The organism is Mesorhizobium sp. M1396 (genome assembly GCF_040317725.1).
In the GTDB taxonomy this organism is placed as follows: Bacteria; Pseudomonadota; Alphaproteobacteria; order Rhizobiales; family Rhizobiaceae; genus Mesorhizobium.
In genome coordinates this window covers 1-19,914 of the sequence record NZ_JAMYLA010000036.1, presented here as the reverse complement: position 1 = coordinate 19,914, position 19,914 = coordinate 1, and the positions used below count along the sequence as shown (strand labels likewise).

General features: G+C 63.6%; 19 protein-coding genes and 1 tRNA gene. 5 read left to right on the top strand and 15 right to left on the bottom strand.

The features are described 5' to 3' along the window. Positions 1 to 222: 222 nt before the first annotated feature. A complete protein-coding gene (locus NKH02_RS22345; RefSeq protein ID WP_352881522.1) occupies positions 223 to 1,398 on the top strand; it encodes a glycosyltransferase family 4 protein in 1,176 nt (391 codons plus the stop codon). Between the two features lie 81 nt (positions 1,399 to 1,479). Here NKH02_RS22345 and NKH02_RS22340 read toward each other — a convergent pair whose 3' ends face one another. Then, on the bottom strand, positions 1,480 to 2,055 hold the full coding sequence (locus NKH02_RS22340; protein WP_352881520.1) for a DUF1349 domain-containing protein: 576 nt from the start codon (positions 2,053 to 2,055) through the stop codon (positions 1,480 to 1,482). A gap of 103 nt (positions 2,056 to 2,158) precedes the next feature. Further along, positions 2,159 to 3,598 (bottom strand): aldehyde dehydrogenase family protein, encoded by a 1,440-nt coding sequence (locus NKH02_RS22335; RefSeq protein WP_352881517.1) that lies wholly within the window; start codon positions 3,596 to 3,598, stop codon positions 2,159 to 2,161. A gap of 264 nt (positions 3,599 to 3,862) precedes the next feature. Here NKH02_RS22335 and NKH02_RS22330 point away from each other — a divergent pair, with 264 nt between their 5' ends. Continuing rightward, positions 3,863 to 4,522, top strand: a complete 660-nt coding sequence (locus NKH02_RS22330) for a TetR/AcrR family transcriptional regulator (RefSeq protein ID WP_352881515.1) — start codon at positions 3,863 to 3,865, stop codon at positions 4,520 to 4,522. 143 nt (positions 4,523 to 4,665) lie between these two features. Here NKH02_RS22330 and NKH02_RS22325 read toward each other — a convergent pair whose 3' ends face one another. The 11 genes from NKH02_RS22325 to ssuD all read right to left on the bottom strand — a co-directional run bounded on the left by NKH02_RS22325 (position 4,666) and on the right by ssuD (position 16,364). Further along, on the bottom strand, positions 4,666 to 5,151 hold the full coding sequence (locus tag NKH02_RS22325) for a hypothetical protein (protein ID WP_352869115.1): 486 nt from the start codon (positions 5,149 to 5,151) through the stop codon (positions 4,666 to 4,668). Between the two features lie 121 nt (positions 5,152 to 5,272). Further along, on the bottom strand, positions 5,273 to 5,833 hold the full coding sequence (msuE, locus tag NKH02_RS22320; RefSeq protein WP_352881512.1) for an FMN reductase: 561 nt from the start codon (positions 5,831 to 5,833) through the stop codon (positions 5,273 to 5,275). A 65-nt stretch (positions 5,834 to 5,898) separates the two neighbouring features. Then, on the bottom strand, positions 5,899 to 7,146 hold the full coding sequence (locus NKH02_RS22315; protein WP_352881509.1) for an SfnB family sulfur acquisition oxidoreductase: 1,248 nt from the start codon (positions 7,144 to 7,146) through the stop codon (positions 5,899 to 5,901). Positions 7,147 to 7,170: 24 nt separating this feature from the next. Then, complete coding sequence (locus tag NKH02_RS22310) at positions 7,171 to 7,977, bottom strand: ABC transporter ATP-binding protein (RefSeq protein ID WP_352881506.1); 807 nt, start codon at positions 7,975 to 7,977, stop codon at positions 7,171 to 7,173. Between the two features lie 80 nt (positions 7,978 to 8,057). Continuing rightward, the gene (locus NKH02_RS22305) at positions 8,058 to 9,395 is read right to left on the bottom strand and encodes an ABC transporter substrate-binding protein (protein ID WP_352881503.1); all 1,338 of its coding nucleotides are present in this window, start codon (positions 9,393 to 9,395) and stop codon (positions 8,058 to 8,060) included. A gap of 82 nt (positions 9,396 to 9,477) precedes the next feature. After that, complete coding sequence (locus tag NKH02_RS22300; protein WP_352881501.1) at positions 9,478 to 10,518, bottom strand: branched-chain amino acid ABC transporter permease; 1,041 nt, start codon at positions 10,516 to 10,518, stop codon at positions 9,478 to 9,480. A gap of 3 nt (positions 10,519 to 10,521) precedes the next feature. Continuing rightward, the gene (locus NKH02_RS22295; RefSeq protein ID WP_352881498.1) at positions 10,522 to 11,421 is read right to left on the bottom strand and encodes a branched-chain amino acid ABC transporter permease; all 900 of its coding nucleotides are present in this window, start codon (positions 11,419 to 11,421) and stop codon (positions 10,522 to 10,524) included. Further along, the gene (locus tag NKH02_RS22290) at positions 11,418 to 12,353 is read right to left on the bottom strand and encodes an ABC transporter ATP-binding protein (RefSeq protein WP_352881495.1); all 936 of its coding nucleotides are present in this window, start codon (positions 12,351 to 12,353) and stop codon (positions 11,418 to 11,420) included. The genes NKH02_RS22295 and NKH02_RS22290 overlap by 4 nt, the downstream gene beginning before the upstream one ends. 124 nt (positions 12,354 to 12,477) lie before the next feature. Beyond that, positions 12,478 to 13,581, bottom strand: coding sequence for a dimethylsulfone monooxygenase SfnG (gene sfnG / locus NKH02_RS22285; protein WP_352881493.1), 1,104 nt, complete (start codon positions 13,579 to 13,581; stop codon positions 12,478 to 12,480). Between the two features lie 162 nt (positions 13,582 to 13,743). After that, on the bottom strand, positions 13,744 to 15,195 hold the full coding sequence (locus NKH02_RS22280; protein ID WP_352881491.1) for an FAD/NAD(P)-binding protein: 1,452 nt from the start codon (positions 15,193 to 15,195) through the stop codon (positions 13,744 to 13,746). After that, positions 15,192 to 16,364 carry an FMNH2-dependent alkanesulfonate monooxygenase gene (gene ssuD / locus NKH02_RS22275; RefSeq protein ID WP_352869144.1) on the bottom strand — a complete coding sequence of 391 codons (1,173 nt, stop codon included), beginning with the start codon at positions 16,362 to 16,364 and terminating at the stop codon, positions 15,192 to 15,194. Before ssuD ends, NKH02_RS22280 begins: the two co-directional genes overlap by 4 nt. Before the next feature lie 328 nt (positions 16,365 to 16,692). Between ssuD and NKH02_RS22270 the strand changes: the two genes are divergently transcribed. Further along, positions 16,693 to 17,148, top strand: a complete 456-nt coding sequence (locus tag NKH02_RS22270; RefSeq protein WP_502913854.1) for a GntR family transcriptional regulator — start codon at positions 16,693 to 16,695, stop codon at positions 17,146 to 17,148. Beyond that, positions 17,043 to 17,366: a GntR family transcriptional regulator gene (locus tag NKH02_RS34560; RefSeq protein WP_502913853.1), complete on the top strand. Its 324-nt coding sequence runs from the start codon at positions 17,043 to 17,045 to the stop codon at positions 17,364 to 17,366. The genes NKH02_RS22270 and NKH02_RS34560 overlap by 106 nt, the downstream gene beginning before the upstream one ends. A gap of 208 nt (positions 17,367 to 17,574) precedes the next feature. On the opposite strand, the gene NKH02_RS22265 is transcribed toward NKH02_RS34560, so the two are convergent. Continuing rightward, positions 17,575 to 17,650: transfer RNA gene (locus NKH02_RS22265), tRNA-Ala, on the bottom strand. A gap of 172 nt (positions 17,651 to 17,822) precedes the next feature. Then, a complete protein-coding gene (locus NKH02_RS22260) occupies positions 17,823 to 18,215 on the bottom strand; it encodes a TIGR02300 family protein (protein ID WP_352881489.1) in 393 nt (130 codons plus the stop codon). 207 nt (positions 18,216 to 18,422) lie between these two features. Here NKH02_RS22260 and aroA point away from each other — a divergent pair, with 207 nt between their 5' ends. Then, a complete protein-coding gene (gene aroA / locus NKH02_RS22255; RefSeq protein WP_352881486.1) occupies positions 18,423 to 19,781 on the top strand; it encodes a 3-phosphoshikimate 1-carboxyvinyltransferase in 1,359 nt (452 codons plus the stop codon). Positions 19,782 to 19,914 lie beyond the last annotated feature (133 nt).

The following is a 19,914-nucleotide window of genomic DNA, read 5'->3' as shown; positions in this document are numbered from 1 at the left end:
GCTATACCGGCAGGCCTGCCGCAAGGCTGGGGCACCGGACATCCACAGAGGATACGACGCTTGACGAAAGCCCCGTTCGGCTAAACAAGTCGAAGCTGATTGTTGTGGCTTGGGGCGGTCGTGAATGCCATCTGGAATGAAGCCTTTAAAGCAGTGGCTGGTGCAACGTCCCGGGCCCCCGCTTTGAACCCTACTGTTTTCACGCGGAACGCCGAGCGGCGCGTGCTGCTCGTCTCCCACGATCCGGCCTTTCCGCCGACATCCGGCGCTGACCTGAGGAATTACCGCAACGCTGAGGCGGCAACGGAATTCGGCCCGGTCTGCCTGGTGTCGGTGCGGCCGCGGACCGTGGAAGCAGCCGATCCGTCGATCCGTATCGAGGCTTTGTCGATCGAAGGAGAGGCCCGCTCCGGTTCGATCGGGTGGTGGCGCATAGGGGCGGAGCATCGCATTTCGCGCGCCGCCTTGACGCGGCTGGAGGCACTGGTCCGGGACTTCCGCCCGGACACCGTGCTGGTCGAGGGTATCGGCCTGTTCAAGCTGCTGCGGCCTTTGCGAGCGCTGACAAGACAGCTCATCCTCGACATGCACAATGTCGAGTCCGATCTGGCGGGACAGTTGCGGCGCGCCGATGCGAAGCGACCTGCCATGGCGACGATCACGCCAGGCCTTGGCATCAGGCGCCTCGAGCGAAAGACGCTTGCCCTTGTCGACAGGGTCTGGGTCTGCTCGGGCCAGGATCGCGAGAGGCTGATGGCCCTCTCGCGGCACACGGTGCCGATCGATGTCGTTCCAAACGGAATTCCCCACGCCGGGCACAGTCCCGAAACGCTACCCGCCGAGCCCGGACCCGGCAATGGCTTTCCGGTGATCCTGTTTATCGGCCATCTCGGCTATCCGCCAAACGTCGATGCCGTCGAGCGGTTAGCCGGCTCCATATTGCCGCGCATCCGGCAGGCTTTGCCGGCGGCGACACTGGTTCTCGCTGGACGCAGCCCGAAGCCCGCGGTGCGGGCACTGGCCGGATTGCCTGGCGTGGAGCTCGTCGAAGACCCCGAAACCGTGGCGCCGCTCCTGTCCAGGGCGCATCTCAGCATCATGCCGCTTGCGGCAGGCGGCGGCACGCGCATCAAGATTCTGGAGGCGATGGCCTGGGGCGTGCCGGTGATCGCGACGCCGCTGGCGGCCGAGGGTCTGGACCTTGCCGACAACGAGGAGTTGCTGCTGTCGGATACCGATGAAGGGCTTGCCGACATGGCTGTCGAACTTTGCCTGGACGCTGACCGCCGGGCATGGCAGCGCATCCGCGCGCATCAAGCGGTTTGGGCCAGGTTCAGCCCGCGTGCCATCCGCAATGCCGTCCGCGCCGGGCTGGGACTGGACGAGGCTGGCGCATGATTCCACCGATCCTTCACCAGACGTGGAAGAGCGACATCGTTCCGCATCGTTTCAGGCCTAACGCTGGAAGCGACGGCAGTGTCAGTCGTGCAATTCCCGCGATATCGGTGGGCCGACCGAAAAGCCGGCGAATGTGACCTCGAAGCCTTCGCGCTGCGGCGAACAGCACATCATGCCGACATCGACCGTCTTGGAGATCGGAAAATAGGCGAGCCGCACCGGCTTCCAGTGGCCGTCGGAAGCATCGAGGTATTGGACGCGGATCGTCTCGGCGTGACGGGTCAACCGGATCCTGACACCGTCGGGACTGGCCGGAATGGTGGCCAGCGACCAGTCGGAGGCATCATTGGTGACGACGACGGAAAAGTACATCACGCCGTCGGTGTATTCGATGCCGGCCTTGATCCAATGCGTTTCACTCAGACGGACCATCAGCCCGGCTTGATCATAAAGCACCTCGTAGTCGCCTTTGACCGTGACCTCGGCGGTGAAATCGCCCTCGACCTGGCGGTACAGGAAGTGACCGTTGTCGCGCCAGAAACCGTAGAAGGTTTCGCGCCAGAAATCGGTCTCCTTGCCGGTGCGCACACGAACGCTGTCGCCGTCGATGGAATGCTGCGGCGGCGGATTGAGCCAGGTCAGGCCCTGCACTGTCATCGCTTCGCGCCGCTCCAATCTAGAATGTGCCCAATCTTGATGTGCATGGCGGGTTGCCGGCCCGATCGACCGATCATCCTGGCATGATCGGCCAAGTGGCCGATCAGCCTGGGAACGTATAGGCGGTTTTCACGGTGGTGTAGAATTCCGCCGCGTAGCGGCCCTGTTCGCGCGGGCCGTAGCTCGAGCCCTTGCGCCCGCCGAAGGGAACATGGAAGTCGACACCCGCCGTCGGCAGATTGACCATCACCATGCCGGCCTCCGAATTGCGCTTGAAGTGGGTGGCGTGCTTGAGGCTCGAGGTGCAGATGCCCGAGGTCAGCCCGAAGGGCGTGTCGTTGGCGACGGAAAGCGCCTCGTCATAGTCCTTGACGCGAATGACGCTGGCGACGGGTCCGAAGATCTCCTCGCGCGAACTGCGCATGGCGTTGGTGGCCTGCGTCAGCAGCGCCGGCCGCAGGTAGAAACCCGGCGTCTTGCGGTCGAGCCGCTCGCCGCCGAAGGCAAGCGTGGCACCTTCCCTGACGCCGATAGCGATATAGTCCTCGTCTTGCTTCAACTGGGTGGCGTCGACGACCGGGCCGATCTGGGTTTGCGCGTCGAGCGCGTCGCCGATGACCAGTTTGCTCATGCGATCCTTGAGAGCTTCGACGAAACGGTCATGAATGGCGTCGGTCACAATCAGCCTGGACGATGCCGTGCAGCGCTGGCCGGTCGAGAAGAAGGCGCCATTGAGCGCGCAATCGACGGCAATCGCGAGGTCGGCATCGTCGAGCACGACCAGCGGGTTCTTGCCGCCCATTTCAAGCTGGAACTTGCGCATATGCTCGATGCTTGCCGCGGCGACGCGCTTGCCGGTGCCGACCGAGCCGGTGAAGGTGATGGCGTTGACATCGGGACTGTCGAGCATCGCCTGGCCGACCACCGAACCCTTGCCCATGACGAGATTGAGCACGCCCTTCGGCAGGCCGGCGCGATGCAGGATATCGACGATGGACCAGGCGCTCTCGGGAACCAGTTCGGCCGGCTTGAAGACGACGGTGTTGCCGTGGCACAGCGCCGGCGCGATCTTCCAGGCCGGGATGGCGATCGGAAAATTCCATGGCGTGATGATGCCGACGACGCCGACCGCCTCGCGCGTGATCTCGACGCCGACACCCGGCCGCACGCTCGGCACGACCTCTCCCGCCTGGCGCAATGCTTCACCAGCAAAGAAATCGAAGATTTGGGCGGCGCGAATGGTCTCGCCGATGCCCTCGGCCAGCGTCTTGCCTTCCTCACGTGCCAGGTTGCGGCCGATCTCGTCCTTGCGCGCCATGATCTCGTCCGAGGCTTTTTTCAGCACCGCGTGGCGCGCCAGCGGACCGGAGCGGGACCACGCCGGAAACGCCGCCTTGGCCGCGGCGATCGCCTGTTTGGCCTGCTCGACGCCCGCCGAGGCATAGTCGCCGACGACATCGCCGGTATCGGAGGGATTGATGTTGCGCGAACCGGCCTCGCCGACCCATTCGCCATCGATAAGGTTCTGTCGAAACAGCGTCATGTTCCTATCTCCCTGCTGGTTGGCCGCGCGGCGGCATCTGTCTGAACTGGTATTTGCCAGACAATTGGCTTGCGGGAAAGCACGCACTGATCCAGCAGCCGCGACAAAAACCCCCCTCGCTCGATATGACGCTGCGACGACAGCGCCATATCGATCCCGTCCGGCTAACATCTGTGCCGAACCATTCGGGCCAGGTCGAATTGCTCTGTACATTAGTGTCCATAGCCTTGATTTGCCTGAGGCAGCATGTCATGCGTCGTGTCGATGGCAGCTCTCGAAACGACGATTCAACGCGCTGGCGCCACCGGCAACATCAAGGCCACTCGCGAAGACTGGCTGAAGCTTGCGCTTGAAACGTTGATCTCGGACGGTGTCGAACGCGTCCGCGTGCTGACGCTTGGCCAGAAGCTCGATGTGTCGCGTTCCAGCTTCTACTGGTATTTCAAGAGCCGGCAGGATCTGCTCGACCAGTTGCTCGACTACTGGCGGCAGACCAACACCAAATTCATCGTCGAACGCGCCAGGCGACCGTCCGCGACCGTCATCCGCGGGGTGATGAGCATTTTCGAATGCTGGGTGGACGAAAGGCTGTTCGATCCGCAGCTGGATTTCGCGATCAGGGCCTGGGCCCGCCGCTCACCTGCCATCCGGCGCGCGCTTGACGAGGCCGACGAGGAGCGCGTCAACGCCATTCGCGACATGTTCATGCGTCATGGCTATGAAGAGGTGAATGCGTTCGTGCGGGCTCGCGTGCTCTATTTCATGCAGATCGGCTATTACTCGCTCGAGCTCAACGAGCCGATGAGCAGCCGGCTGGCTCATGTTGCCTCCTATCTGCGCAGTTTCACTGGCCAGGAACCGTCACCCCGGGACGTCGAGGATTTCTCGCGCTATGTCGAGAAAACCGTTCCTCGCGGCCGGTAGCCATGAAATTGCCGGGGCCCGGCAATTTCATGTGGCAGTGATCGCATCCATATCGACCGTGGTCTCGCGGCCTATCTCTGGACATGGATGGAAATTGCCGCCTGCAACATCGCCGCCGGATCAGCGGATTAGCCGGCGCCAGGTCAGAGCGTGAACGACCAGAACAGGCAGGCCAGCGTCGCGACGGCGAAGACCACGAAAAACAGGCTGCGCAGCAGAACGTTGCGGCGCAGTTCGTTCATGACGAAGTGGCAACCGACGATCGCCGCGGCAAACAAAAACCGCCAGTTCAGCAGCGCCCACACGGCGCTGCCCTGGCCGAAAGCCCATCTGGCGGCGAGACAGCCGACGATTGCCGCAAACAGCACGATCACCGTCCAGAAGATCGCGTCGGCGGCATGGGTCAGGACAATGCCGGCCGCCCTGATCGGCAGGATCATCATCAGCATCGCGCTGAAGAAATAGACCGCGGCGATCGGGATGAACACGCCGGCATCGGCGATGCCGTCAAGGCGCCTGACGCCGATCGCGCCATAGGGATAGCCGTGCCTGGCCACGGCCAGGCTCAACGCCATGAGCAAGGCGGTCAGCACGGCGACCAGTGCGAAAGAGGTGAGGGCTTTGCTCATGAGGTTCCTGTCCCAGGCGAATCAGACAGGAACAGGATGTAGCGTGCGGTCGTAAACCGCGCGTAAGCGAGGGTGCGGTCCTTGCTTATTTCGATCGTGGCGAAATTCCGGTGACGGCAGGCTATTCGGCGGCGATCCTGCCGGCCGAGCGATTGGCCAGCACGAAGCCGACCTCATCGACCGCCTGCGCCGCACGCTTCAGGATGGCCTCGGAATGCAGCACACCGTCGGTGAAATCCTTGTCGGTGGCATAGACGGCGGTGGGCAACGCAAAAGCCTCGAAGAAGCCGAACAGCGGCCGCAGCTGATGTTCGACGATCAAGGCATGGCGCTCGCCACCGCCGGTCGCCGTCAACACGATGGGCTTGCCCCGCAACGCTGCCGGGTCGATCAGGTCGAAGAAATGCTTGAACAGGCCGGTATAGCTGCCCTTGTAGGTCGGCGACCCGACGACGAGCACGTCGGCGGCGAGGATCTGTTCCAGGATCGTGCGCGCTTGCCCGTCGAGTTCGCGGGCCCATCTTGCCGTGCCGAGCGACGGACCGAGATCCTCGATATCATAGGTACTCGCCGACAGGCCGTGACTGGCGGCGATGTCCCTGGCGACCAAATCGACGAAGGCGCGCGTCTTTGACGGCCGGGTGATGTTGCCGGAAAAGCCGACGACTGTTGGGTTTGACATGGCAGTGGGCCTCTCTTGGATGGTCGAAGTTTTGACGCGGCGAGCCGCTCGCCGCCGATGGGAAATCAGCTCCAGGCGTGCAGCGGCGGATTCTCGCCGTTCAGGAAATATTTGCCCAGGATCGCATATTTCCAGCGTACCGGGTCGTGCAGCGTGTGCGTGCGGGCGTTGCGCCAATGCCGGTCGAGATTGTGTTCCGCCAGGGTCGAGCGGGTTCCCGCCAATTCGAACAGCTTGTTCGTCGCGGCGATGGCGATTTCGGTCGACAGGATTTTTGCCTCGGCGGTGACGATCTGGGCATGCGCCACCGTCTCGGCGGTTGGCTCAATCACCGCCCGGTCGATTGCCACGCCGGCCTTTTCGAGCAGCGCCTGCGCCGCGTGCAGGCGCAGCGTCAGATCGCCGATGGCCTGGATGGTGTAGGGATCGTCCCAGGCATTGTCGACGCCGCTGTCGATCCAGGCGCGGCTTTTGGTCCTGACGAAACTGACCGTCTCGTCGATCGCCGCCTGGGCGATGCCGGTGTCGACCGCCACCTGGATGATCTGGAAGATGGCGCCGTCGGCGGTCGGCTTGTCGTAGCCCTTGTAGCCGGGCACCAGATGGGTCTTCGGCACCTTGACGTTGTCGATGATGACGGTGCCCGACAGCGTCGTACGCTGGCCGAAGCTTGACCAGTCGTCGATGACCGTCAGGCCAGGTGCGCCACGGTCGGCGATCGCATACCAGGCGCGGCCCTCGTCATCGAGCGCGACGATCGGCACCAGATGCGCCAGCAGCGCGCCGGACGAATAGAATTTCCGGCCATTGACGATCACATGATCACCGGCTTCGGTGAAGCGGGTCTCGAAATCGGCGGCACGCTTGGAGCCGAACTCTGAAAACGCGTTGCCGAACCGGGTGCCCATCAGCACTTCGGCGAACAGCAGCTTCTGCTGATCCTTGTCGGATACGGTGCGGATGGCGGCGACGACGCCGAGATGGTTCTGTGCCACCTGGCCGATCGAGGAATCCGCCGCCGAGATGATCTCGATCACCTTCGCCAGCGTGGCATAGGACACCTCCGGCCCGCCGAATGTCCTGGGCACGTTGATCGACCATAGGCCGCTTTGCGAAAACGCATCGAGTTCGGCAACCGGCCAGATCCGCTCGCGATCACGCCTGGAGGAATCCCTGACGAATTCGGCGGCGAGCGCGTGGGCGATCGCAATCGCTTCGGCGTCGTCCTTGATGATATGCGCCGGCACGGTCGGCCTTGCGACTGGCGGCACGGCGGCGGAAGCTTGGTCGGTCTTGACGGTCGAAACGGTCATTTCACTGCTCCTTGAGATTTCGGTTCAGGCAACGGCGTGGAGATGGGCTGGCTTGGTGGCAGGCGATGCCTGCTGCCCGGGGGTCGATTGACCGAGATAGAAGGCTCTGATGTCCTCGCGCTGGCGAAGCTCGGCGGCCGCGCCGGAGAGAACGGAGACGCCGTTTTCCAGCACCGTGGCGTGGTCGGCGTATCTGAGGGCAACCGCCGAGTTCTGCTCGGCGACCAGGATCGACAGGCCCGTCTCGCGGTTGAGTTTTCTCAAGCTCTGGAAAATGTCCTGGACGATGAGCGGGGCGAGCCCCATCGATGGTTCGTCGAGGACCAGCAGGCGCGGCCGCGACATCAGCGCCCGCCCAATCGCCGTCATCTGCTGTTCGCCGCCCGAGGTCAGGCCGGACAAAGTCCGGCGCTTTTCCCTGAGACGCGGAAAATAGCCGTAGATCCGTTCGAGATCCCCGCTGATCTCGGCGCGGCTGCCGCTGCGGCCAATGCCGCCGGCGACCAGGTTTTCCTCGACGGTGAGGCTTTTGAAGCAGTGGCGGCCTTCCAGCACCTGGACCAGTCCGGCGCGCACCAGATCGCCCGGCTTGCGGCGTGAGACATCCGATCCTTCATAGCGGACGGTGCCGGCGTTGACCTGCCCGCGTTCGGCCGGCAGCAGGTTGGAAACAGCCTTCAGCGTCGTGGTCTTGCCGGCGCCATTGGCGCCAAGCAATGCCAGGATCTGGCCCCGCCTCAGCTCTAAGCTGACGCCGTGCAGCGCCGTGATGGCGTGGTTGTAGGTAGCATGAACCGCGTCCACGGCAAGAATGACGTCATCGTCCGACATAGGCTCTCATTTCCGTGGTTCGATGAACCGAAACAGGCCGGACGCTACGGAAAGTTGTCCGAAGCACCGGCCTTGGCTGATCAGTTGGTGGTCACCGCATCGGCGTCGTCAGCCGTGCGCAGCTTGATACCCTTCTCGGCCGCATAGGCTTCGGCGGACTTCTCGATGATCGGCCGCAGCAGCGCCCAGTCCGGCGCGATCCAGTCGGAGACGACGTTCCATTTCTTGCCATCCCACTGCTGGAAGGTCACGTAGCCTTCGCCCTCGTGATTGTCCCAGCTGACATTGATCGAGTGGAACAGGTCCTTGGCGCCGAGCGCCTCGACCTTGGCCGGATCGAGCTTGAGGTGCTCGAAGCCCCAGCGGACCTCGTCGCCGGTCAGCGTGCGGTGGCCGAATTTCTCCTGCGCGACGCGGATCGCCTCGACATTGAGGATGCCGTTGACGATGCCGAGGTTGTGGTAGACCGAGCCGATGCGCGACTTGTCTTCCAGATTGCCCTTGCCGGCGCCGTAGACCGTCTTCACGATCTCCTGCACCACCGGGTAGCTGTTGCCGGAAGCCTGGGTGGTGATGGCGGTGTAGCCCTTGGCGGCGTCGCCGGCCGGGATCACGTCCTCTTCCGAATTCGACCAGACATTGCCGACGATATGGTCGACGGGATAGCCGACCTTGACCGCCGTCTTCAGCGCCACCGGGTTCATCACACCCCAACCGCGCAGGACGACGAAGTCCGGCTTGGCGCGACGGATGGTCAGCCATTGCGACTGCTGCTCGTTGCCGGGATGCGGCACCTCGATCTGCTGCACGGTGAAGCCGTATTTCTGCGCCAGCAAGTCATAGATCGGGATGGTTTCCTTGCCGTAGGGCGAGCCGTGATAGAGCACGACGATCTTCTTGCCCTTCAGCTTGTCGATGCCGCCTTCCTTGGAGGCGATGTAGTTCACGATGCCCGAGGTCTCGCTGTAGGGATTGAGCAGCAGCGGGAAGACATAGGGGAAGACGCGCCCGTCGGTGGAATCGGTGCGGCCGTGGTTGACGGTGATCAGCGGCACCTTGTCGGCGGTGATGCGGTCGATCATGGCATAGGCAATGCCCACCGAAAGCGGGTTCCAGGCCGCGGCGCCGGCATGGCTCTTCTGCCGCTCATAGCACTCGACGCCGCGCTCGACCTCGTACTGGGTCTCGCATTCGTCCCAGGTCAGCTTGACGCCGTTGACGCCGCCGTCACGGATGTTGATGAGGTTGAGATAGTCGATGAAGCCGCCGAAGAAGCCGGTGCCGCCGGCCGCATAGGGCCCGACTCGATAGCTCTGCAGCGGGAAATATTGCTCGTCGGCGTGCGCGGCGGGCAAGGCCACCGACACGATCATCGCCGCGGACAGCGCCGCCGCCTTGATTGTGCTGAGGAAAGTCATGGTCGAGGTACTCCCGGTATGGGCCGTCTTGGGTTCGGCCCCTGTTCATTTTCGAATGTGATCTATTTTCAGATGCACGGGCTCAAGTCGTCTGCCAGGCGAACAGGAGCCGTCTTCGGAGCCTGTCCCAAAGGGCCACCAGGCCGTCGGGTTCCAGGATCAGAAACAGGATGATGAGCGCGCCCAGCACGATGCGCTGGCTCATGTCGAGCACGCCCGAGTCGAAGAGATCGCCGAGCAGGAAGCCGCCGAGGCGCGACAGGGCGAGCGGGAAGACGACGATGAGGGCGGCGCCGAAGAAAGCGCCGCGGATCGAAGCCAGGCCGCCGATGATGATGATGAACAGTATCTGGAACGACCGATCGAGATCGAAGCCGTCCGGCTCGACGGTCCGCAGATAGGCGAAGGCCCAGATGACCCCGGCAACGCCGATGATGAAGGACGAGATGGCGAAGGCCAGAAGCTTGGTCTTCAGCACCGGGATGCCGATGATACGGGCGGCGGTTTCATTGTCGCGGATGGCGATGAAATTGCGCCCGGTCTGGGACGAGACCAGCCGATAGGCAAGGAAGGTCAGCACCGTGACGATGGTTAGCGCGAACAGGTAGCGGCCGACCGCGTCATCCAGAGCGAACCCGCCGATCGAAAGTCTCGGCGCGTCGATGACGCCGGAAGCCGAGTTGTTGGAGAACCAGCTGAATTTGGTCAGCGCCCATTGCACGAAGAACTGCGCGGCCAAGGTCGAGACCGCGAGATAAAAGCCCTTCAGCCGCAGGCTGGGCAGGCCGAATACGATACCGATCGCGGCCGCGACAATGCCGGCCAGAAAGATGCTACCGATCAGCGGCAGGCCTTCGATCCGCAAGTTGAAATTGTAGGCGGCGAAGGCGCCCGCCGCCATGAAGGCGGCACTGCCCAGCGAAACCTGGCCGGCATAGCCGGTCAGGATGTTCAAGCCCACGCCGGCGAGGCTGAGCGCCAGGAATGGCAGCAGGATGGCCTCGAACAGATAGCTCGAGCCGATCAGCGGCACGACACCGTAGGCGAAGGCGAGCAGCAGCGCGGGCACGACCCATTTCGGCAGGACCGGCGCGGAGGCGAAATCGCTTGTTATCGCGGTCATCGCTCAGATCCTCTCGACGAGTTTCTGGCCGAACAGGCCGGAAGGGCGGAGCAGCAGGAACACGAGCGCGACGACATAGGCGAACCAGCTCTCGATGCCGCCGCCGAAATAGTCGCCGATATAGACTCCGGCGAGCTTCTCACTGGCGCCGATCAAGAGCCCGCCGACGATGGCGCCGAGGATGGAGTCGAAGCCGCCGAGCACCAGCACCGGCAGCGCTTTCAGCACCACCAGCGACAGCGAGAACTGCACACCGAGGCGTGCGCCCCAGAGCAGTCCGGCGACCAGTGCGACGAGGCCGGCGGCGGCCCAGACGGTCGCCCATATCAGCGGCAGACGCAGACCAACCGCAAGCGCGGCAAACTGGTCGTCGGCGACGGCACGGAAGGAGAGGCCGATGCGGGTGTAGCGGAAGAACAGCGACAGCAGGAGAACCATGCCGGCGGCAACCACGGCGGCGAAGATGTCGAACTGGCTGATCAGCACGCCGCCGATTTCCAGCGGCACATCCTCGATGCCAAGGTCGAGGCCGTGGACCTGCGTGCCCCAGATCAGTTGGGCGGCGCCCTCGATGATGTAGGACAGGCCGAGCGTCGCCATGAACAGCGTGATCGGCGGCTTGTTGGTGAGCGGCCGCAGCACCGTACGCTCGATTGCGACACCCATCGCCACCATGATGGCGAAGGTGATCACCAGCGCCAACGCGAACGGAATACCGCGCTCGACAAGGCTGACGAAGGTGAGTGCCGCGAACAACAGCATCGCGCCTTGCGCGAAATTGAGCACGCCCGAGGTCTTGTAGATCAGCACGAAGCCGATCGCGACCAGCGAGTACATGACGCCGGAAAGCAGGCCGCCGACGAGCACTTCGATAAAGAACTGGTAGTCGAAATCGGCGATCATATGCCTGCCCTGTCCTCATTGTCCGAGGCGACACCGAGATAGGCATCGATGACCCGCTGGTCGTTCCTGACTTCATCGGGCGTGGCGTCGGCGATCTTGCGGCCGTAGTCGAGAACGGCGATGCGGTCGGACAGGCCCATGACGACGCCGACATCGTGCTCGATCAACACCACTGATGTGGCGAAGCGGTCGCGCGCGGCGCGGACGAAGGCCGCCATCTCGCTCTTTTCGTTTGCGGTCATGCCGGCCATCGGCTCATCGAGCAAAAGCAGGCGCGGCTCGGCGACCAGTGCACGGGCGAGTTCGACCCGCTTCCGCAGCCCGTAAGGCAGCGTGCCGGCAAGGCGATCGCGAACAGACATGAGATCAAGGAATTCGAGGGTCTGTTCAGCACGGCTGCGCGAGTCGCGCTGCTCGTCGCGCGAGCGGCCGATGCCCAGCACCTGACCGGCAAAGTTGGAGCGGGCCTTGTAGGCGAGGCCTGAAGCTACATTGTCGAGCACGCTGAGGCCTTTGAACAGCGCAAGGTTCTGGAAGGTCCTGGCGACCCCGAGATGCGCCAACCGCTGCGTCGGGACCTGGGCATAAAAAGTACCGTCGAGCTGGACATGGCCGCGATCCGGCCGGTAGACGCCGCTGATGACGTTGATCAGCGAACTCTTGCCGGCGCCGTTCGGGCCGATGATGGCGCGGATCTCGCCGGGACGGACCGACAGGTCGATGTCCGCCAGTGCCACGACGCCGCCAAACGACAGGCCGATGCCTTCCAGCGAAAGCAGCGCAGCGGGTACGCCGGCAACGGAGCCGACCGGCTCGCCCTTGTCTTCGGGCTGCTGCTGCGGCCGCGAACTTGACGGCAGGCCGCGCGCAAAGACCTCCGGTGCATAGGCGGAAGCCTCCATCACTCCGAGCGTATAACTGGGCAGAGGCATTCCAATCGTCCTCGATTGCTTCAGCAGGCGCGCAAATCCCCGTTGCCGCTCGATGGATCGAGCGCGCTGGGTAGCTTTCATGTGTCCGCCGGCCGGAGCCTGTCCGGCCAGCCTGTGGGGCCGGCTACTCTGCCGCCAGCGACGCCGCTGCCTCGGCGTTTTCCAGCTCGCGGACCAACGGGATGACATGCTTGCCGAAATGCTCGACCTCTTCCTGGAAATGCAGGAAGCCGAGCAGGATGAGATCGGCACCCGCGCGCTTCAGGTCGACGATGCGCTGAGCGACCTGCCTTGGCGTGCCGATCAGGTTCGAGCGGAAGCCGTCATTGTACTGGACCAGATCGTCGAAGGAGGATTTCGCCCAATTGCCCTCGCCCTCCGGCGAGGCCTTGCCGGCATTCTTCACCTCGTGGCCAAAGGCGTTGACCGCCTCGGGGTTGGCCTTGGCAATGATTTCGGCGAGCACCGCCCTGGCCTCGTCCTCGGTCTCGCGGACGACCGCGAAGGCGTTGACGCCGACCTTGACGGAATGGTTGTTGGCCTTCGCCTTGGTCCTGAGATCGTCGACCTGCTTGGCGATCTCGGCCGGCGTGTTGCCGTTGGTGAAGTACCAGTCCGAGACGCGCGCGGCCATGTCGCGTGCGGCGCGCGACGAGCCGCCCTGGAATATCTCGGGCAGCGGATGTGGCGGCTTCGGCTTCAGCGAATATTCGTTGAAACGATAGAAGTCGCCTCGGAAGGTGAAGCTGTCTTCTGTCCATATTCCGCGCAGCGCACGAATAAATTCCTCCGAGCGGCGGTAGCGCTCGTCATGGTCGAGCCAATGCTCGCCGATGGCGTGGAATTCGCCGCGGAACCAGCCGGAGACAAGGTTGATCGCGACACGGCCATTGGTCAGATAGCTGATGGTGGCGATCTGCTTTGCTGCCAGCGCCGGATTCCAGGGGCCGGGCAGGATCGCCGCGATGACCTTGAGTGTGGTGGTCGCGGCTAGCAGGTCATGGCTGAACGCCACCGATTCATGCTGTTCGTCGGCGCCGTAGCCGGCGGTGAAACGTATCTGGCTGAGCGCATAGTCGAAGCCGGATTTCTCGGCGATCCGCGCCAGCTTGCGGTTGTACTCGGCCGAATGGTTGGTGCGCTGCTCGATGTTGGAGATCACCAGGCCGCCCGAAACATTCGGCACCCAGTAGGCGAACTTGATCGCGTCGGTTCCTGCGTGTGCCATGAACTGTCTCCCATCCAGGCCGTGTCGTTGATCGCTCCGGTCACGCCGGCTTCCAATATTTATTATGTTTATAGAATATATATACAAAGGAGGATTTTCCGTTTTTGAGGCCCTCTTGGGACGGAAATACCAATTTTGCCCGACCAATCCGGCTTGCCGATGTCAGCTCGCGAGCGGACCAGGCACAACATTGGCGCTGATGGTGGCTGGCGTTTCGAGCAGCTTGACAATTTCGGCCGCGACCGCCTGGGCATGGCGGGCGACCTCGGGCAGGCCCATGAGTTCGCCGAAAGTCGCTCGCGCCAGCGGACCCGCGACGAACAGTGTCGTGGTTGTCCCGCCATCCCGGCCGACGGCGCGGCTGTCGAGACTGGTCTCGATGCCCAATCCGTATTGGTCCATCCTGATCAGCCCGGCTTGCGCCAGCGAGCTTAGCGCCGGGTTCAGCCGCGGTGCCTGCCCATGGGCCGGACCCGTGGTGTTGATGACGGCATCGAAGCGCGCCGTCTCGATCCGCGTCTGCCCGCGCCGCTGAAAGCTGACCGCCAGGCTGCCGTCCTCAACGTTCGACGCGACAAGCCTGGCGGCGATGGTGTCGAATGTGCCGCCCTCATGACGGCGGTCGAGCACGGAAGCGACCTGCGGAGCGATCCGGAAGCGATGCACGTCCCAGAACACGCGCAGCTGGCGGACCAGCCTTGCCCGCTCTGGCGGGGTAAGTGCGGCCCACAGCACAGGACCTTGCAGGCGCAACTGGTCGAAGACGGACTGCCAGTTGACATTGGCCGCACGCGCCGCCGCCAGCGTCGCGCGAATGTTCTTGAGCAGGCCAAGCGCCGTTGTTGCCGGGGCCGAGGCAAAGTCGCCGAAAGGCTCGCCCCTGATGTCCGGGTGGCCACGCGAGCGCAGCCCGCGGCGCGACAGCGCCACGATGCGGCCGCGATGGCCACGGCGGGAGAGTTCGGCGACCATGTCGGCCGAAGTCAGTCCGGAGCCGACGATCAGCACCGAGGCCTCCGGCCCGATCCCGGCAAGCGCTGACGCGACGTAAGGGTCGGCGATGAAACCCGGCGCTTCCGCCAGTTGGATCAGCGCGGCTGGAATCGCGGGGTGCGGGTGCGTCGCTGCCAGGACGACGATGTCGGCGGCGACCAACCCACTGGACGTATGCACGGTCCAGCCCGCGCCACTGGCATCGCGCGTTACATTTGTGGCGGACCCTTCAACATGGTGGACAACGCCTGAGCCGAGATGCGGCGCCAGATGTTCGGCGACGTAGCGGCCAAACACGCGCCGGCGCGGATAGGCGTCGCCATTCTTCCAGATGGCGTCCGTGTCGCGCTCGAGTTCTCCGCTGCCGGTCAACCAGCGCGCGAAGTGCCGCGGGTCGTCGGGTACCATGCTCATTCTGACAGCCGGGACATTGACCCGGTGCGACGGCTCCTCGGTGGAGTAGGCAAGGCCGCCGCCGAGCACCGGCCGCGGCTCGATCACCGAAATGGAAATACGCTCCGGCCGATGCATTCGTGCCAGGTGCCAGGCCACCGCCGCGCCGGAAAAACCGCCGCCGATTATGGCGACACGCAACCGGCGGATCGGAGGGAGCGCGTTCATGAAGCGCTGGCGAGCGACTTCGGCCGGTGGTCGCCGGCGATGGTCTCGCCGAACGGGCCGGTATTGACGGACGAAGCGGCAACTTTGACCGGATGATCGGTCGGCAGTCTTGGCAGCACCAGTTCACCGAAGCGATAGGCTTCTTCCAGATGCGGATAGCCGGAGAGGATGAAGGTGTCGATGCCGAGGCGCCGGTATTCATCGATGCGCTCAGCGATCGTGTCGGGGTCGCCGACAAGCGCGGTCCCGGCGCCGCCGCGCACCAGGCCGACACCGGCCCAGAGATTGGGCGCGATCTCGAGCTTGGCACGGTTGCCGCCATGCAGCGCGCTCATCCGCGCCTGGCCGACCGAATCCATGCGGGCAAAGACTTTCTGTGCCGAGGCGATCGTCGCATCGTCGAGCCGGCTGATCAGCCTGTCGGCGGCGGCCCAGGCTTCCTCGCTCGTTTCGCGGGCGATGACATGCAGGCGAATGCCGAAGGAGAGTTTGCGGCCGGCCTTCTGCGCCAGTTCACGCACGCCATCCAACTTGCGCTCGACATCCGCGGGCGGCTCGCCCCAGGTCAGATATTTGTCGATCTCCTGCGCCGCCACCACGGATCCGGCGTCGGATGAGCCGCCGAAATAGAGCGGCGGATAGGGCGTCTGCACCGGCGGAAACAGCAGCCTTCCATCCTCGATGCGGAAATGCTTGCCCTCGTGCTCGACCGTCTCGCCGCTCAGCACCCGCTTGTATATCCGCAGGAACTCCTGCGTCACCTCGTAGCGCTCGGCATGCGATAGAAAGATGCCGTCGCCCTTGTTCTCCAGCGGATCGCCGCCGGTGACCACATTGATCAGCAGGCGCCCGTTGGAGATGCGGTCCAGCGTCGCCGTCATGCGCGCGGCCAACGTCGGCGACTGCAGGCCGGGCCGCACGGCGACAAGGAAGCGCAAGCGCTCGGTCAGTGGCACCAGCGCCGACGCGATCACCCAGGAATCCTCGCAGGCCCGGCCGGTCGGCAGCAGCACGCCGTAGTAACCCAGCGTGTCGGCGGCCTTCGCGACTTGCGTCAGATAAGGCAGATCGACGGCCCTGCCGCCTTCCGTCGTGCCGAGATAGCGGCTGTCGCCATGCGTCGGCAGAAACCAGAGCACCTTGATGCGTTCAGGAATGTCGCTGGTCATGGCCTGCCTCCCATGTGGTGACGGAGACTGCCGGCAATGCCTGCTTTGGTTGAGAGCAAGCGCAAAAGGGTGGGCATGGCGTGGTCCTGTCCGTGTGGAAACCAGATCGCCCGTGCAGATTGCTTATTCCATAAATTCTGTAGAGTTAGTTTATTCCAATTCCGCCGACGGGATTAGAAATTCTCTCCAGCCGGCCCGAATCCGAACTCACTGACTGTGACGCTTTGCCCGGGTGCGAATTCCAAGTCGAAGCCGCGCCTCGCATTAGGTGCTTTCTGATTTACATTCTAATTTGATCATTTCCGGCGACCTAAGCCACGGATTTCCCATGGACCTGGACCCTTCGACTCTCAATCGGGCTCTTCCGCTCCGCGATCAGATCTATCATCAGATTCGCAACCTGATCGTCATCGGACAGATGAGGCCTGGGGACGTGATCAGCGAGGTTAGCATCGCGGAAGCACTCGGTGTTTCGCGTACCCCGGTGCGCGAAGCGGTCAAGCGCATCAGCGACGAGGGTCTGGTCAACATCCTGGCGCAGACCGGCACCTATGTCGCCCCGATCAGCCGAGCCGACCTGGAAGAAGCCTATATCATCCGCCGGGCCTTGGAGATGGAAAGCACAGGGGCGCGGCCGCCAAATTCTCACCGACAGCCGGCGAATTGCTGGAAGACAATATGGCGGCGCACCGGCTTGCCATATCGCGGGGCAGATATGCCACCGCGATACAGCTCGACGACGTCTTTCACCGGACCATCGCCGAAATCTGCGGCCTGCCGATGATCTGGAGAGCCGTCGACATCTCCAAGGCGCAAATGGACCGTGGCCGCTATCTCGTCATTCCGAAGCCCGGCTATGGCGAACAGACGATCGAGCAGCATGAAGCCATTCTCGAGGCGCTGAAGCGTCACGACGCCGAGAGCGCCGCGCAAGCGATGGAACACCATCTCGAGACGTCGTTGCGCAACACGCTTGAAGTCGCGGCCCACCTTCTCGGCTGAAGCCGCCAAGCCGCACCAGTTGCTGCGCCCTTCGATGCCGTCTTGTGTCCCACCAAAGCGTCGGCGACTAGGCCAAGGGCTGAGGTTGTTGGGGCTGAAATTCGCCGAAGCGCAGTCTTTGTCAGGCGGGGTAAAACTCGAGCTGGCAAGCCTTTGAAGAGGCGCGATTATCCCGCAAGGGAATAGCCCGTTTTGCAGAGGGACTGTTTGGTGGAGCCAATCGGGATCGAACCGACGACCTCTTGAATGCCATTCAAGCGCTCTCCCAACTGAGCTATGGCCCCACTTCCGGCAGTCTACCGGCGCCGTTTCCGGCGAAGAGATCCGGCGCGGGTTGGAGACCGCGCCGTTAGTGCAGGCGGCTTCTAACCCCGCCTTTCGTCAATATCAAGCCTTCGAGAGCCGCTTTTTCGCAACAGGCCACGAAAGCCTGCAAACGCCCGCTTTCAAGGCCGATCAGACCTCGTCGTCGTCGTCGCCGACGCCGATCATGTCGGCAACGTCGTCGTCTTCTTCCTCTTCGTCGGCAAGGAAAGTGTCATCCTCGTCGTCGCCGAGATCGACATCGTCCTCGTCGTCGCCGAGATCGGGCAGGTCGTCGCCCTTGGCGTCCTCGTCTGCCTCTTCGAGCGAGACGACCTCAACGCCCTCTTCTTCCTCGGCGTCCACTTCCTTCTCGACCACTTCCTCTTCCTCCTCCTCGAGAGCGGCAATCTTGCCTTCCTCGAAATAGGAACGCGGATAGGTCTTGCCGGTATAGGGCGAGACGATCGGGTCCTTGTTCAGGTCGTAGAATTTTCGGCCCGTCTCCGGGTCGATACGTTTTGTGCCAAGTTCGGTTTTTGCCACGGCAAGCCTCGTCGATAAAAGAGTGGTCCCCTTAACCACAGTTTGCAGCGCTGTCAAAGCGAAAAGCCGGCGTCACAAAACCATGCATTGAAGGGCCTCGCGTCAAGCGACGACCACGGGGGATGACCATTTCGGCCCGCCGTGATACGAGACCGCCGCAACAAATGAAAAGCGCCGGCCCGCCGGCATTCCGTCCAGGGAAATTCCATGTCTCACGCCGCCGCCCCTAAGCCGGCCACCGCCCGCAAATCATCAGCGCTTTCCGGCACGGCCCGCGTGCCCGGCGACAAGTCGATCTCGCATCGCTCCTTCATGTTCGGCGGCCTCGCCTCCGGCGAGACCCGCATCACCGGCCTGCTCGAGGGCGAGGACGTGATGCGCACCGGCGCGGCCATGAAGGCGATGGGCGCGCATATAGAAAAGCGCGGCGCCGAGTGGGTAATCCGCGGCACCGGCAATGGCGCGCTGCTGCAGCCTGAAGGCCCGCTCGATTTCGGCAATGCCGGCACCGGCTCGCGGCTCACCATGGGGCTTGTCGGCACCTATGACATGGAAACGACCTTCATCGGCGACGCCTCGCTGTCCGGCCGGCCGATGGGCCGGGTGCTCGAACCATTGCGCCAGATGGGCGTGCAGGTGCTGAAGGCGACGCCCGGCGACCGCATGCCGATCACGCTGCATGGGCCCAAGCATGCCGCACCGATCACTTATCGTGTGCCGATGGCCTCGGCGCAGGTGAAGTCGGCGGTGCTGCTCGCCGGGCTGAACACGCCGGGCATCACCACGGTCATCGAACCTGTCATGACGCGCGACCACACCGAAAAGATGCTGAAAGGCTTCGGCGCCAACCTTTCGGTCGAGACCGACGAGCGCGGCGTGCGCCACATCTTCATCGAGGGCCAAGGCAAGCTGACCGGCCAGACCATCGCGGTGCCGGGCGACCCCTCCTCGGCCGGCTTCCCGCTGGTGGCCGCGCTGATCGTGCCGGGATCGGACATAACAATCGAGAACGTGCTGATGAACCCGACCCGGACCGGCCTGCTTTTGACGCTGCAGGAAATGGGCGGCAAGATCGACATTTTGAACCCGCGCAATGCCGGCGGCGAGGACGTCGCCGATCTGCGCGTGCGTTACTCCGAACTGAAAGGCGTCATCGTGCCGCCCGAGCGGGCGCCGTCGATGATCGATGAATACCCGGTGCTCGCGGTCGCCGCCAGCTTCGCCGAAGGCGAAACGCTGATGCAGGGGCTGGAAGAGCTGCGGGTGAAGGAATCCGACCGGCTGTCGGCCGTCGCCAACGGGCTCAAGCTCAACGGCGTCGACTGCACCGAGGGCGAAGCTTCGCTTGCGGTGCGCGGCAAACCGGGCGGCAAGGGTCTCGGCGGCCATCCCAACGGCCAGGACACGACCGTGCAGACCCATCTCGACCACCGCATCGCCATGAGTTTTCTGGTGATGGGACTGGCGACGGAAAAGCCTGTCACCATCGACGACCAGGCGATGATCGCGACGAGTTTCCCGGAATTCATGGGCCTGATGAAGGCGTTGGGCGCGGAGATTGGGTGACGTTCATGGCAATCGCTAGCGTTGAAGATTGCGCTCTGGCAGAGACGTCGGCAGGACAGAGGGGGGTGTGAAGGATCGCGGCGCTCGTCTTATTCATCGCGCTTTTCGGTCACGGTGGCCCGCAAATGACACA

Excerpts from the sequence above, each read along its gene's own strand:
- NKH02_RS22300 (WP_352881501.1), bottom strand. The coding sequence starts at position 10,518 with ATGACCGCGATAACAAGCGATTTCGCCTCCGCGCCGGTCCTGCCGAAA.
- msuE (WP_352881512.1), bottom strand. The coding sequence starts at position 5,833 with ATGTCAAACCCAACAGTCGTCGGCTTTTCCGGCAACATCACCCGGCCG.
- NKH02_RS22295 (WP_352881498.1), bottom strand. The coding sequence starts at position 11,421 with ATGATCGCCGATTTCGACTACCAGTTCTTTATCGAAGTGCTCGTCGGC.
- NKH02_RS34560 (WP_502913853.1), top strand. The coding sequence starts at position 17,043 with ATGGCGGCGCACCGGCTTGCCATATCGCGGGGCAGATATGCCACCGCG.
- NKH02_RS22315 (WP_352881509.1), bottom strand. The coding sequence starts at position 7,146 with ATGACCGTTTCGACCGTCAAGACCGACCAAGCTTCCGCCGCCGTGCCG.
- NKH02_RS22325 (WP_352869115.1), bottom strand. The coding sequence starts at position 5,151 with ATGAGCAAAGCCCTCACCTCTTTCGCACTGGTCGCCGTGCTGACCGCC.
- NKH02_RS22305 (WP_352881503.1), bottom strand. The coding sequence starts at position 9,395 with ATGACTTTCCTCAGCACAATCAAGGCGGCGGCGCTGTCCGCGGCGATG.
- NKH02_RS22340 (WP_352881520.1), bottom strand. The coding sequence starts at position 2,055 with ATGACAGTGCAGGGCCTGACCTGGCTCAATCCGCCGCCGCAGCATTCC.
- NKH02_RS22280 (WP_352881491.1), bottom strand. The coding sequence starts at position 15,195 with ATGAACGCGCTCCCTCCGATCCGCCGGTTGCGTGTCGCCATAATCGGC.
- NKH02_RS22330 (WP_352881515.1), top strand. The coding sequence starts at position 3,863 with ATGGCAGCTCTCGAAACGACGATTCAACGCGCTGGCGCCACCGGCAAC.
- NKH02_RS22290 (WP_352881495.1), bottom strand. The coding sequence starts at position 12,353 with ATGCCTCTGCCCAGTTATACGCTCGGAGTGATGGAGGCTTCCGCCTAT.
- NKH02_RS22335 (WP_352881517.1), bottom strand. The coding sequence starts at position 3,598 with ATGACGCTGTTTCGACAGAACCTTATCGATGGCGAATGGGTCGGCGAG.
- aroA (WP_352881486.1), top strand. The coding sequence starts at position 18,423 with ATGTCTCACGCCGCCGCCCCTAAGCCGGCCACCGCCCGCAAATCATCA.
- ssuD (WP_352869144.1), bottom strand. The coding sequence starts at position 16,364 with ATGACCAGCGACATTCCTGAACGCATCAAGGTGCTCTGGTTTCTGCCG.
- NKH02_RS22310 (WP_352881506.1), bottom strand. The coding sequence starts at position 7,977 with ATGTCGGACGATGACGTCATTCTTGCCGTGGACGCGGTTCATGCTACC.
- sfnG (WP_352881493.1), bottom strand. The coding sequence starts at position 13,581 with ATGGCACACGCAGGAACCGACGCGATCAAGTTCGCCTACTGGGTGCCG.
- NKH02_RS22270 (WP_502913854.1), top strand. The coding sequence starts at position 16,693 with ATGGACCTGGACCCTTCGACTCTCAATCGGGCTCTTCCGCTCCGCGAT.